At 49.8% G+C, this 13,690-nt stretch carries 11 protein-coding genes; 8 read left to right on the plus strand and 3 right to left on the minus strand.

From position 1 onward, the window contains the following. Window positions 1-119 precede the first annotated feature (119 nt). The 3 genes from mnmG to BN587_RS11040 are packed head-to-tail and all read left to right on the plus strand — an operon-like array spanning window position 120 to window position 3,608. Window positions 120-2,003 carry a tRNA uridine-5-carboxymethylaminomethyl(34) synthesis enzyme MnmG gene (mnmG, locus tag BN587_RS11030; protein ID WP_021721201.1) on the plus strand — a complete coding sequence of 628 codons (1,884 nt, stop codon included), beginning with the start codon at window positions 120-122 and terminating at the stop codon, window positions 2,001-2,003. Then, entirely contained in the window at window positions 2,000-2,719 is a 720-nt protein-coding gene (gene rsmG, locus BN587_RS11035; protein WP_021721202.1) for a 16S rRNA (guanine(527)-N(7))-methyltransferase RsmG, read from the plus strand. The genes mnmG and rsmG overlap by 4 nt, the downstream gene beginning before the upstream one ends. A gap of 10 nt (window positions 2,720-2,729) precedes the next feature. Continuing rightward, window positions 2,730-3,608, plus strand: a complete 879-nt coding sequence (locus BN587_RS11040) for a ParB/RepB/Spo0J family partition protein (protein WP_021721203.1) — start codon at window positions 2,730-2,732, stop codon at window positions 3,606-3,608. A 132-nt stretch (window positions 3,609-3,740) separates the two neighbouring features. On the opposite strand, the gene BN587_RS12140 is transcribed toward BN587_RS11040, so the two are convergent. Beyond that, window positions 3,741-3,917, minus strand: a complete 177-nt coding sequence (locus BN587_RS12140; protein WP_303684980.1) for a hypothetical protein — start codon at window positions 3,915-3,917, stop codon at window positions 3,741-3,743. Between the two features lie 339 nt (window positions 3,918-4,256). Here BN587_RS12140 and rbr point away from each other — a divergent pair, with 339 nt between their 5' ends. Further along, window positions 4,257-6,308: a rubrerythrin gene (gene rbr, locus BN587_RS11045; protein ID WP_021721204.1), complete on the plus strand. Its 2,052-nt coding sequence runs from the start codon at window positions 4,257-4,259 to the stop codon at window positions 6,306-6,308. Between the two features lie 200 nt (window positions 6,309-6,508). Here rbr and BN587_RS11050 read toward each other — a convergent pair whose 3' ends face one another. Together BN587_RS11050 and BN587_RS11055 are read right to left on the minus strand one after the other, a co-directional pair. Then, complete coding sequence (locus BN587_RS11050) at window positions 6,509-7,762, minus strand: hypothetical protein (protein ID WP_021721205.1); 1,254 nt, start codon at window positions 7,760-7,762, stop codon at window positions 6,509-6,511. Between the two features lie 251 nt (window positions 7,763-8,013). Continuing rightward, on the minus strand, window positions 8,014-10,635 hold the full coding sequence (locus BN587_RS11055; RefSeq protein WP_021721206.1) for an autotransporter outer membrane beta-barrel domain-containing protein: 2,622 nt from the start codon (window positions 10,633-10,635) through the stop codon (window positions 8,014-8,016). Window positions 10,636-10,923: 288 nt separating this feature from the next. Here BN587_RS11055 and BN587_RS11060 point away from each other — a divergent pair, with 288 nt between their 5' ends. The 4 genes from BN587_RS11060 to BN587_RS12145 all read left to right on the plus strand — a co-directional run. Beyond that, window positions 10,924-11,478 carry a hypothetical protein gene (locus BN587_RS11060; protein WP_021721207.1) on the plus strand — a complete coding sequence of 185 codons (555 nt, stop codon included), beginning with the start codon at window positions 10,924-10,926 and terminating at the stop codon, window positions 11,476-11,478. Window positions 11,479-11,502: 24 nt separating this feature from the next. After that, a complete protein-coding gene (locus tag BN587_RS11065) occupies window positions 11,503-12,039 on the plus strand; it encodes a hypothetical protein (protein WP_021721208.1) in 537 nt (178 codons plus the stop codon). A gap of 400 nt (window positions 12,040-12,439) precedes the next feature. Next, window positions 12,440-12,727 carry an Asp-tRNA(Asn)/Glu-tRNA(Gln) amidotransferase subunit GatC gene (gene gatC, locus BN587_RS11070; RefSeq protein WP_009145481.1) on the plus strand — a complete coding sequence of 96 codons (288 nt, stop codon included), beginning with the start codon at window positions 12,440-12,442 and terminating at the stop codon, window positions 12,725-12,727. A 16-nt stretch (window positions 12,728-12,743) separates the two neighbouring features. Continuing rightward, a partial coding sequence (locus tag BN587_RS12145) for an amidase (RefSeq protein WP_044484966.1) occupies window positions 12,744-13,690 on the plus strand: 947 nt, incomplete at its 3' end.

Below are 13,690 nucleotides of genomic sequence, written 5' to 3' on the forward strand. Positions count from 1 at the left end.
GGTGCCGAGCGTAGCGAGGCGGAAGGGGGGCGTATGGCGTTGCAATTAACGTATTGCTCTGCAATGAAAAATTTTGTTGTGAGTTCACTAATACATATATTTTTAAGAGGTCTATTAAGATGAGTTATATTACAGATACATTTGATGTAATTGTGGTTGGTGCCGGCCACGCTGGCGTGGAGGCGGCGCTGGCTGCCGCCCGTCTGGGCGGCAAGACGCTGCTGGCGACGCTGTCGCTGGATAATGTGGCGCTGATGCCGTGCAATCCGTCTATCGGCGGTCCGGCAAAGGGACATCTGGTGCGTGAACTGGATGCTTTGGGCGGCCAGATGGGTATCAGTGCGGATTTGGCGTGTATCCAGATGCGTCTTTTGAATACCGGTAAGGGCTATGCCGTGCATGCTCTGCGCGGTCAGGAGGATAAGCCTTTTTATCACACGCTGATGAAAAAGATTGTTGAGGATCAGGATAATCTGGAGCTGAAGCAGCTGATGATTGATAAGCTGCTGGTGGAAAACGGTGCGGTTGTTGGCGTAGAGGCCGAAACGGGCGAGGTTTTCGAGGCGAAGTGCGTTATTTTGGCTACCGGTACTTATCTGCGCGGCCGTATTGTTTACGGCCAGGTTAATTATGAATGTGGTCCTAACGGCCTACGTAGTGCGCAGAAGCTTTCGGCTTCGCTGTTGGAGAACGGCGTGGAGCTGATGCGCTTTAAGACCGGTACGCCGGCGCGTATTGATGCCCGCAGTCTTGATTACAGCAAGATGGAGCCGCAATATGGCGATGAGGAGGTGCGCAACTTCTCCTTTATCAGCGATATCAAAACGCGTGAACAGGTTCCCTGCTATCTGACCTATACGAATGAGGCTACGCATAAAATTATCCGCGATAATCTGCATTTATCCGGTATGTATAACGGCATGATCGAGGGTGTCGGCCCGCGCTACTGCCCGTCTATCGAATCTAAGATTGTGCGCTTTGCCAATAAGGAGCGTCATCAGCTGTTTATCGAGCCTGAGGGACGCAGCACCAATGAAATGTATGTACAGGGCATGAGCTCTTCGCTGCCGGCGCACATTCAGCTGCAGTTTATGCAGACTATTCCCGGTCTGGAGCATTGCAAGATGATGCGTGCTGGCTATGCCATAGATTATGATTGCCTTGATCCGTTGCAGCTGCGACCGTCTTTGGAGCATAAGGCTATCAGCGGCTTGTTCAGCGCCGGTCAGTCCAATGGTACCAGCGGCTACGAGGAGGCTGCTGCCCAAGGCCTGATGGCAGGTATCAATGCGATGATGAAGATTAACGGACGCGAGCCGTTGGTGCTGCGTCGTGATGAGGCGTATATCGGCGTGCTGATTGATGACCTGGTTACCAAGGGTACATCCGAGCCTTATAGAATGATGACCTCGCGTGCGGAATACCGCCTGCTGCTGCGTCAGGATAATGCTGATTTGCGTTTGACGGAAAAGGGCAGAGCGATTGGCTTGGTTGATGATAAGCGCTACGGCATTTTCACCGAAAAGCGCAGTGCTTTGGAGCGCACCGTGAGCGAGCTGGGCAAGCAGAATATTTCTCCTAGCGCGGAAAACAATGCCAAGCTGGAGGCTATGGGGACGGCGCCGCTGCGCAGCGGCAGCAGTCTTTTGGATTTGCTGCGCCGCAAGGAGGTTACCTACAGCAAGCTGCAGCAGGCGTTTGACCTGCCGGAGCTGGCACCGCAGGTTGCGGAGCAGGCCGAGATTTTTGCCAAGTATGAGGGCTATATTACCAAGCAGCGTCAGGAGGTTGAGCGCTTTATGAAGCTGGAAAACAAGCGCCTGCCTGATGATATAGATTATCGTGCGATTAAGGAGCTTTCCAGCGAGGCCGCTGAAAAGCTGGACAAGGTGCGTCCGGCAAATATCGGGCAGGCATCGCGTATCAGCGGTGTTTCGCCTGCTGATATCAGCGTGCTGATGATTGCGCTGGAGCTGAAGCGCCGAAAGGAGCAGGAAGAATGACCTTTGCAGAAATTTTAGCCGAAAAGGGTGCGGAGGCCGGTTTGAGCTTTACGCCGCTGCAGCTGGAGCAGTTCAGCCGTTATTACGAGCTGCTGGTGGAAACCAATAAGGTGATGAACCTTACCGCGATTACAGAGCCTGAGGAGGTTGCCGTAAAGCATATGGTAGACAGTCTGCTGGCCTACGAGGCGGAGATGGCCGGTAAAACCCTGGCAGACGTGGGCACGGGCGCCGGCTTTCCCGGTGTGCCGCTGAAAATTTACTGCCCCGAGCTGAAGGTGACACTGATAGATTCTCTGGGCAAGCGCCTGCGCTTTTTGCAGCAGGTGATTGAGGAGCTGGGGCTGAAGGGTATCCGCTGCGAGCATTTGCGTGCTGAAGATGCCGGCCGCGATAAAAAGCATCGCGAAAAATATGATTATGTAACGGCACGCGCGGTGGCGCGCTTGAGCGTGCTGAGCGAATACTGCCTGCCGCTGGCCAAAAAGGGTGGTCAGTTTATCGCCCTGAAGGGCAGTAAGTTTGCAGAGGAAATTACCGAGGGCGAGGCTGCGGTAAAAATTCTCGGCGGCAAAATTATTAGTGCAGAGCCTGTAAAATTACCCGGTCTTGACGATGGACGTGCTATAATAAAGATAGCTAAAATCAAAACAACACCGGCGCAGTACCCGCGTAAGGCAGGTACGCCGGAAAAACAGCCCTTAGGCGCTAGATAGGGGGAAGCAAATGTTAGTAGATGATGGATTTTCGGTATTAGATACAGATTGCGGTATTATTGGTGAGCGTAAGGCCGTAAATGAGGTGAAGGTTGTGAAGGTGCCTATCGGGCAGATTTTCCCTAACCCGTATCAGCCACGCAAAAGCTTTGACGAGGCAGCCTTAGAGGAGCTGTCTGCTTCCATCGCCCAATATGGCGTGCTGCAGCCTCTTTTGGTATCCCCGACGGAGGACGGCCGTTATCTGCTGATTGCCGGTGAGCGCCGCCTGCGTGCTTCCCGTATGGCGAAGCTGACGGAGGTACCGGTGATTATCAGCGATTATACTACGCAGCAGATTGCAGAGATTGCGCTGATTGAAAACCTGCAGCGTGAGGACCTGCATTTTCTGGAGGAGGCAGAGGGATACGAACAGCTGATGGAGCAGTTCCATCTGACGCAGGAGGCTATGGCTGCGCGCGTAGGCAAGAAGCAGTCCACCATCGCCAACAAGCTGCGTTTGCTGCGTCTGTCGCCTGCTGTACGCAAGGTGCTGGTGGATGCCGGCCTGAGCGAGCGTCATGCACGTGCCTTGCTGAAGCTGGATGATGATGCCAAGCGTCTGGAGGTGCTGGAGGTTATTGTGGCCAAGAACTACAGTGTGCGCCAGACTGAAGAATATATCAGCAAGCTGCTTGATGACAAGCAGCAGGAAAAACGCCGCCGCATGGTAATTGTCAACGACGTCCGCATCTACCTGAACAGTATTAAGCAGGTTGTCAACGCTATTAAGGACGTTGGTATTCCCGTTAACATGGAGCAGACGGTAGAGGGCGATGAGGTTATCGTCAGCCTGCGCATCAAGAACCAGAAGAAGCCGAAGGGTGGCAACAGCAAGCCCCTGTTCTAAAAGTAAATAAGGCAGGAAGCTTCCTGCAGCAACGATAAAAGCAGAGAGCCGTGTTTCACGTGAAACACGGCTCTCTGCTTTTTTGTACAAGGAGGTGGATGATTATACTCCGACTGCTGCCGCAGCCGTTTTCTACCAGAATTTGAGCATCTGGAAAAGACTCTTTTTAAAGCCCTTTTCCGGCGGAATTACCTCATGCAGGAATTTGGGCTTTACGTAACGTACAATCATCGGCAGCGTACGCATAGTGGTTTCGGCAAAGCGCGGCAGCTTGCTGTTGGCGGGCAGCGCTTTTGCTGCTGACAGCAAAGCTGATTTATGCCTAGTTACGGGGAGGCGATAGCGTGGGACGTATAGAATGGACAAGTATGCATTTTTCTCATGAGCTCAGGCTTAGGTGTTTGGCAGTTGCGTGAATGCAAGTTGCTGAATATGCTGCCAGCGCTGGTCATGCCGCAGGTTTTCTAGGCGCTGATGGGGCTGGTGAAGTGAGCTTTAGAGAAAAGTCTCCTTTAAAGTAAAATTATTTTTTATTAATATAAGTTGTTGACAGACGCTGGGAATGAGTTATAATGTAAACGATATAATAGTGCTTTATAAAAGGTCAAGGGAGCGCTGTTAAAATTTCATATTGGAGGAGATGATATTGTGAGCAAGCATTTATCAACTTCCGTGAGGGTGCCTATTGAAGCGGATAATCCCAGTATTGTCCGTAATGAGTCATTGTGCATCAAATGCGGTCAGTGCAGTAATGTCTGCACAAGTCCTGTTGGTGTGTTGGGAACCTATGCGCTGGAGCAGACCGGAGACAGAGCTATCTGTATTCACTGCGGTCAGTGTGCTAATGTCTGCCCTGTTGGCAGCATCACCGAGGTATATGAATATCCAGAGGTTAAGGCTGCCGTGCAGGATAAGGACAAAATCGTCATTGTCAGTACGTCACCTTCTGTACGCGTGGCTTTGGGCGAGGAATTCGGCCTGCCTAAGGGGGCGTTCGTGCAGGGGAAGATGGTTGCGCTTTTGCGTGCTCTGGGCGTTGATTATGTGCTGGATACGAACTTTGCGGCTGATTTAACAATTGTTGAGGAAGCAAGCGAGCTTCTTGCCCGTATTAAAGGTGAAACTGACAAGCCGCTGCCGCAGTTTACAAGCTGCTGTCCGGCGTGGGTGAAGTTTGCAGAAACCTATTACCCTGAGCTCCTGCCGCATGTTTCTACAGCTAAAAGTCCGATAGGGATGCAGGGACCGACGATTAAAACCTATTTCGCACAGAAAATGGGCATTGATCCGAGGAAGATTTTTAATGTCGCCTTAACTCCCTGCACGGCGAAAAAATTTGAGATTCGCCGTGAGAAAATGAACGCTGCCGGGCAGAAGTTGGGTATAGCTGAATTGCGGGATATGGATAATGTCATCACGACGAGGGAGCTGGCACTGTGGGCGAAGGAAGCAGGCATTGATTTTACCAGCCTAGAGGACAGCGATTTTGATAAATTTATGGGCGAGGCCTCTGGTGCAGGTGTTATTTTTGGCAATACAGGCGGCGTGATGGAGGCAGCTCTCAGGACTGCTTATGCTTATCTTACGGGTGAGCAGCCACCTAAGGAAATACTCAAGCTCGAGCCAGTGCGTGGTTATGATGGATTGCGTGAGGCCAGCGTGGAGATAGCAGGCAGGGTTATCAATGTAGCAGTGGTTCACGGAACGGAAAATGTCCGAAAGCTCATAGCTGGTGGCATTGAAAAATATCATTTTATAGAGGTTATGACCTGTCCTGGCGGCTGTATTGGCGGCGGCGGGCAGCCGAAGGATTTTGCTTATGATGCTGACGCAGCACGCAAGGCACGTATCGAGGGTCTTTATGAGCGGGACGCAGAGATGGAGTTGCATCTGTCTCACGAAAATAAAGAAATTCAGCAGCTTTACCAGGAGTTTTATGATACGCCCTTGAGCGACATGGCTGAAGCAATGCTGCATACTGCTTATCAGGACCGCAGCGCAGATTTAACAAAAGGAGCGAAAAAGAAAATGATGAAGTGGAAATGTTTAATTTGTGGTTATATCTATGAAGGCGAGGAGCTGCCAGCTGATTTTGTCTGCCCAATCTGTAAGCAGGGCGCAGATAAGTTTGTAAAAATCGAGGATACTCCTGGCGACAAGGCAAAGAATCCTTATGCTGGCACAAAGTCGGAGAAGAATCTGTTAGAGGCCTTTGCTGGCGAGTCTATGGCTCGTAATAAGTATACTTATTTTGCTAAAGTAGCGCAGGAAGCAGGCTTTGAGCAGATTGCTGCTTTGTTCTTGCAGACAGCAGAGAACGAAAAGGAGCATGCACAGCTATGGTTTAAGGCTTTGGGCGAGCTTGGCGATACTGCGGCAAATCTGCTGCACGCTGCTGAGGGAGAGAACCACGAATGGACGGATATGTATGTGCGTATGGCCCAAGAGGCAGATGCCGAAGGCTTCTATAAGCTGGCAGAGCAGTTCCGTGGCGTAGCAGCTATTGAGAAGCGTCATGAGGAGCGTTATCGTGCGTTGCTGCACAACGTAGAGGCACAGCAGGTATTTGCTAAGAGCGAGGTAAGAATTTGGGAGTGTCGCAAGTGCGGACATATCGTTGTAGGTACGAAGGCTCCGGAGGTTTGCCCGATTTGTAAAAACCCGCAGGCTTATTTTGAAATTCATACGATAAATTATTAAGAGCGGATGTTAGCTCGGTTTCTTCTGAGCTGCCGGAATTTCCCCTGATGCTTGCTATGAAGCTGGCGTCAGGGGATTTTTAGGTTCTATAAATAAGTGTTGGAATTGTAGTAAAATATTATCGACCAAAACAACATAATCTACAAAGGAGACCAGACACTCTATGCTTTACAACAATTATACACAAAATAACCCGTTTTCTACCAGAATTTGAGCATTTGGAAGATACTCTTTTTGAAGCCCTTTTCCGCTGGGATTACCTCATGCAGGAATTTGGGCTTTACGTAATGTACAATCATCGGCGGCGTGCGCATAGTGGTTTCGGCAAAGCGCGGCAGCTTGCTGCTGGCAGGCAGCTGCAGGCTGCGTACCTTGTCCTTGCTGTTGACGAAGCGGGCGCTGGCAGCGCCGGTCTGGCCGTTGACAACGATGACGAAGCGTTCGCCGGCGCTGTTGTCGGTATAGTCAACATAATAAATCGGCAGCATGATGTCAGCAGAATGCTTGCGGATATTGCGTGCCCATTTTTCAATCGTAACCGTTTTCAGACCATAATTTTCGCAGAGCCTGTTGCAAAGCTGCTCATTGATCATGCGGTCAAGATATTTTTGTACCGGGAAGAGGTTACTGCGGGTGGTGATATGCACGTCGCCCTCCAAAAATACCGGGTCGAAGGGGGCGAATTCATCAAAGTTCCAGGGAGCAACCATATCGACGGCGTTTTCGTCAAAGACATAGGTTTGCGGATATACCCAGTTTAAAACCTCCTGATAAATTTCGCAGTCGCCCTTGTTGCTGGAGATTTGTGCCTTGACGCGCAGGTCTGCCAGCGTATAGGGAGTATAGAAGGCGGTAAATTTTTCCTTGATGTCCTTTTCCGCACCCTTGAAGGACATCGGCTCGCGGCGCATCAGCAGCTGCGCTCTGCCAAAGGCCTGCTCCTTAGTGAGCTTGAAGGGCAGGGCGATAGAGGGGTAGCTGCGGGAGCCTGCGCCGATTAGCTGGTCCTTGTTGTAGCCGCCGGCCTTCAGCTCCTCCTGCGTCAGACGGTGACCGCAGTATTCGCAGGTAAAAATAGTCTGCGTGGATTCGCCGGTAACATCGGCACCGCAGAGCGGGCAGGGCAGCTTGATGGTGTGGCTTTCTTCGTAAACCTTGGTGCTGAGGGCGCTGAAAACGCCCAGCTTATCTTCGATGCTTTGGGTGTTGTTTTTGAGCATCTCCGGCAAGGGCTCCATGAAGTATACGTGTCCCAGCTTCACCAGTCCGTTGACAACCTCTACAGGCTTATGGCGATACTTGATTTCGCTATCAAGAATATTTTCGCTGTTTGGCCAAGGCTCCTTGCTGCCGCAGAAGGAGCAGATGAAGCTGGTGCTGGCAGCGTCGGAATACATGGTGCCGCCACATTTTTCGCATTGTATAGCACAACATTCGTCGTTTTCTTTAAACATAGGAACATCTCCCTTCCTTATCTTGCCTTCATTATAGCGCAAAAAGAGCGTCTGTGCCCCACCCGAAAGGGGAAATTTGGGTAGGATGGGGTTGGTTTTATTTTAAAAGATGATAAAATATCGTAGCAATAGCAAAATTCAGCTGAATTTTAGAGATAAACACAAAAATTGTGCGGTTTTTTACGACCGCACAATTTTTTATTGCTTAATTACAGTACAATGTTGTTCTGCATGTTGAAAAGACGGATCTGTCAGAATGTCCAGCGCATACCTACGTTCCATTGCCACGGTGTCTTGTAGTCGCCGCCGAAGGCTTTGGAAACATCTGCATACAGATAGCTGTTATCCTTGGTTTTGAGGTTGAAGCCGATGCCTGCCTCGTACCAGGTGTCGCCCAAATCGTTGCTGTAGGTGGTGGATACACCGTTGTAGCTCAGGCGGGTGTCAGCACTGCCGCCGAAGTCATGCAGTACAGAAGCTTTGGCGTATACATTACCGTTGTTGCCAAGTCTGCTGCCAAGCTCGAAGCCTAAGCGGCCGATGGTGCTGCTTTGGCTGTCCTGACTGATAGCAATGCCGTTGGCGGTAGTGTAATCCTTACCGGCAATACGCAGCCAGGAAAGCTGTGCCTGCGGGGTGAAGTAGGCCTTGTCTCCCATAGCGATTTCTCTGCCGTATTCCGCGCTGATGCTGCTGCCCCAGGTTTTGTACTGACCGTGAGTGAAGCCAATCGGTGCAGAGATATCGTAATCATTGCTCAGACGGCCTTCCTTGAGTACGATGTCTGCATAATGGCCTTTGTCGCCCAGCCAGGTGCCGTACAGAGTAAGTGCTAAGCTACGGTTTTTCGCTGTTGCATCGCCGTAGGTGGTTTTGCCGCTGTTGCGGCTGATAGCAGCGCCGTAATGCCAATCGCCGCCAGCCTTATCATAACCCATCTGGAAGAAATTATTCTGGTTTTTGGCATTGTCATATTTAAATTCGCCGCGATTCAAGCGTACCCAGAAGCCCTGGTCATCATCGCCCTGACGCAAATCGCCCAAGCGTTTACTCAAGGTAGCGTCCTCCTGTCTCCAGGACAGTGCTGCTGCGTTTTGCAGATGGCTGATAGCATCTACAGTAGTGCTTTGGGCAATTTTTACATTGGCGATTGCGCTGCCGTCAATATGGTTGATGGTATCTGCCTGCATCTGGCCGATGAGCAGACCTTCATTAACATGAACGTCAAATTTTGCCGCACTGTCATCGTGAATCTTCAGGCTGTTTCTAACAAGGCCTTCCAAGCCGGCTGCATCCTTCACGTTATCAGCATTGATGCCTGCATAAGAGGTATGTACTGCGGCAGCGTCGGTATCAGCGTTGTTTACGCGGAAGAAGCCTGTATTGAGGTTTGCATCAGCCTCCAGCGTCAGCTCGCCGCCGGTGCCCTGCAGGTGATTAACGTCAATGTTCTGCACCTCTTCATTGGTCATGGTGATGCTGCCATTATTCAGGGTGAGGTTTTCCAGATAGCTATAACCAATGCCGTATTCACCCATAGCATGCCATGTAGCCTTGTTGGCAAGGGTGAGGTTAATGGTACCGGCAGAATCATCCTTGTCTACATAAGGACCGCTTTGGTCGAGATTGCCGGTGATGCTGGAAGCGTCAGTATTCAGGTTGAGGTTGACTATGGCGGTGTTGGCTGCACGTACGTCGCCAACGATTACAACATCGTGAGTTGTACCTTGGTTGATGTTGACAATAGTGTCGGTATGCCAAGTCGGATCCGGATCCTCGCCGTAAGCATTGATAGCGTTGAACAAGCCATTGTTAGCGTTGTTGGCACCGGTGATGCTGCCGCCGGCCATATTGAGAACGGCGCCATCTTCGACAAATAACACATCAACAGTACCGCCGTCACTATTGTTTTCGGCTCGGATATCCGTAATGCCCAGGTTGACTTCGGAATAAAAGCCTGCGCGTACACCTATGGCTGAAATCTCGCCGTCGCCGCTGCTTTCAGCGCGAATAGTGCTGTTGTCACCGAGAGTAATGGTGGAGCTGTGGATAGCATTAAGACCGTAGCTGTAGCCTTCAGTTACAGCGTTGCCTTTTACGTCAATATGTGTTTCGCCGGCGTTGATTTTGGAGTTGCCTGCGGCAAAGATGCCGTTAGTACGGGCTAAATCTTCAGCCATAGCTTCGGTAGCGATTGTCAGCTTGCCAAAGTTCATCTTGGCTTGGTCTTGGGCTTCAATACCTGCAGCCCAGGCATAAGAGCCGTTTTTAGAAACAGCCTTGATATTTGCAGCGCCGCTTACGGTCAAAGTATGTTCGCTGTCTTCATCCTCAACATCGCGGCCCATGAAAATACCATCAGCAATACTTTCCGGTTTGCCGTCAGCTGTAACGTCAATATGGAGATTTTTCATCTGGATATCGGCAGCATAAGTATCAATGCCGGAAATATAGATTCTGTTTATATCATAATTAGAGCCTGTAGACTGACCTGTGATATTCACATCTTGGGCAGTGAGCCTGCCGGGAGTATCGTAGTTAGAGGTTGCTGCATGAATACCGCTGGTAGCACCATCTTTAACGTCAAGCTGCAGATTTAGCGGCGTAGTAAATTTTAAATGCGTTCCTTCGTCCCAAACCTCAACAGCAGGGTAGGCGTTAGTCCATTTTACTACGTCACCCTCAGCGAAGGTATAAGTTGATTCCATACCGACAGTAGTGCGGATGCCATGAGCTTCATAAGCGTCATTAGCACCGGTGATTTGGTCAGTATATTCCTGTGCAGAAGTTATGGATGGTTGTGCCACCCCGATGTACAGCGCAAGCATTACAGCTGTTGTCAGGGTTTTGGAGATTAATTTTTTGCGTTGCATAAACAAGACCACCTTTCTTTAAATCGGCCAATATAAAGAAAACTTCAAGAATATTACAATAATTAATCAGCCGATTCTTTTCTACATCTGCATTATATATCAGGCAACAGAAAAACACCCCACCCCAAATGGAAAATTCGGGTAGGGTGAAGTGAAAAAATTGCTACTTTTGCGAAAAATTTTGCAGTCACCTTCTCTTCCTACCCCAAATCAGCCTTTCGGGTAGGGACAAAGCTGCGCTGATACGCTATGCTATAAGCAGAAGAATAGCAAAAGGCGGTGAGCAGCATGCGCAAACAAAAAAGTAATAAGCTGAGAATTATTCACCTGCTGTTATTGGCAGCGCTCCTGTTGCTGACAGCAAAGCTGATTTATGCCCAGGTACGGGGAGGCGATAGCATGGGACGTATAGAATGGACGGATATGCAATTATACAGAAACGGCTCGAATTATGATTATAGCTATAATTATGCGCTGCGTTTGGACGCTAAAAGCGGGCAGATGCTTTATGACTGCAGCTTTAAGGCTCCGGCAAATCTCAATGACGACACCTGGCGCTGTGAGCTGGAGAGCGTGCCTGTGACGCGCGAGGAGCTGGCGCCTCTTGATGCGCTTATCCAAGGACTGCCGCTGGCACCGCCCAAGGAACCCGCGCCGTTAGATGATGATTTGGTTGTCTGCGATGAGACTAATGAAATTTTTGATGTGAGCATCGCCAACTATAAGGATAAAAGCGTCAAAAAGCTGACGGCGCCTTTGAGCGGGGAGCAAAGAGAGGAAATGCAAAAGCAGTTTCTGCAGCTTTACCTGAAGGCTAAGGACAGAGCTCCGCTTCGCAATTAAGGCTTAACAAAGGCGGTGAACGGTATGCACAGTAAATTATGGAAAATCGGCAAAATGCTGCTGGCGGTGCTTGTGCTGCTGACAGCTAATATAGGTTGTGCGCCGGTAAAAGGAGAAGATAAGATGACACACGTAGAATGGTCTGCCTTTTATATGAATCAGAACCATCAGTTCCGCACCCTGTGCTATTGCTTTGAGGTTAATTATGATCCCTTTAAGGAAGGGCAGGGAACCTTCAGTTGCTTTTTTGTCGATAAAAATGGCAAGAATTGCCTGCTGTCATCAGCAAAGGTGACAAGTGAGGATTTGACAGAGCTGGATGCTTTTATCCAGAAGCTGCCGCTTGCGGAGCAGGAGCAAAAGCAGAAGCAGAAGCAGAAGCAGACGGATATGCTGTTTGCGCACGATGCGACGACAAAAGGGTTTTATATTACTCTTGGCAGCTATAAAAATAAGAACAGACGTAAGGTAAGGCCGCAGCTAAGCAGTATGCAGCAGGATAAAGCATTGGATATTTTGAAGAGGCTGTATGCTGAGGTGAGCAAGCGAGAGGGGAAATAGCGCCAGATGCTTGGAGTTTAGAGAACCGCCGTGAGGCGGGTTTTTTTATTTTTGGTGGGTTGGGTGGGTTTTCAAGTATGTTTGTGTGTATGGATGCTATACGAAGAGAAAGGCTCTCCTTGGGAGAGCTGTTACCAGTAGGGCGACTGAGAGGGGGTTGGGTTATGTATATGTCTTATTTTGCTGTAACCCCTCTCCGTCATCGCTGCGCGATGCCACCTCTCCCCCAGGAGAGGCCTTATTGTTTTGCAATCTAATATTTTAAAAGCCGCTTTTTCCTAAAAATATCCCCACAAGCACTGCCGAAGCGCCTTACTCAGTGTACTTTGCTCAGTAAATGTGTTATAATAAAACAGGTTATTTGTAAAAATAAAACGAGTTTTTATAGGATGGTGAAAAAATGAAAGTTTCTGCTGAAGACGTAAAGCATATCGCACAGCTTTCCCGTTTGACTGTTCCTGCTTCCGAGATGGAAGTATTCACCGAGCAGTTCAACCAGATTCTTAACTATGCCGACATTCTTGAAAAAATTGATACCGCAGGTATCGAACCTACCCCGTACGTATTGCCGGTAAGCAATGTACTGCGTGAGGACGTTGTCAAAGAAGGCGTATCCCACGAGGAAGCATTGAAGAACGCTCCTGCTGTTCACAATGACGGCTTTAAGGTACCGCGCGTAATCGAATAAGAAGGAGGCAAACGCTGTGGATTTGTATAAACTTACTGCGCACGAGCTGCATGAAAAGCTCGTCAACAAAGAAGTAAGCTCCGTCGAATTAACTAACGCTGTTATTGCGCGTGTCGACGCAGTTGAAGACCAGGTTAACGCTTATGTAACCCTGGATAAAGAAAATGCTCTGGCACAGGCTGCCAAGGTTGATGCCAAGATTGCCGCAGGCGAGAAAATCGCTCCGCTGGCAGGTATCCCCGGTGCAATCAAAGATAATATCTCTACCAAAGGCCTGCGCACTACCTGTTCCTCCAAAATGCTGGAGAACTTCATTCCCGTATATGACGCACATGTTATCAAAAACCTGCGCGCTGACGAAACCATTTTCCTGGGCAAAACCAACCTGGATGAATTTGCTATGGGCTCTACCACCAAGACCTCTCATTTCGGTGTAACCCACAACCCCTGGAACCTGGACCGCGTTCCCGGCGGTTCCTCTGGCGGTAGTGCTGCTGCTATCGCTGCAGGCGAAGCTATCTGGACTCTGGGCTCCGATACCGGCGGCTCTATCCGCCAACCGGCATCCTTCAACGGCTGCGTTGGTATTAAACCGACCTACGGCCGTGTATCCCGTTATGGCTGCGTAGCATTCGCATCCTCTCTGGACCAGATTGGACCTATCACCAAAGACGTAACCGACGCTGCTTTGGTACTCAACACCATCTGCGGTAAGGACGAGATGGACTCCACCTCCCTGAACGTAGAGGTTCCCGACTTCACCAAAGCACTGGTAAATGATGTTAAAGGCCTGCGCATCGGTCTGCCGAAGGAATACTTCGGTGAAGGCGTTGATGCTAAGGTTAAGGCTGAAATCATGAAGGCCGTTGAAAAATATAAAGAGCTGGGCGCTGAAATCGTTGAGGTTTCCCTGCCGCATACCGAATATGCTGTAATCACCTATTACATCATCGCTCCTGCTGA

This window comes from Phascolarctobacterium succinatutens CAG:287 (assembly GCF_000434895.1).
GTDB classification, from domain to species: domain Bacteria; phylum Bacillota; class Negativicutes; order Acidaminococcales; family Acidaminococcaceae; genus Phascolarctobacterium_A; species Phascolarctobacterium_A succinatutens_A.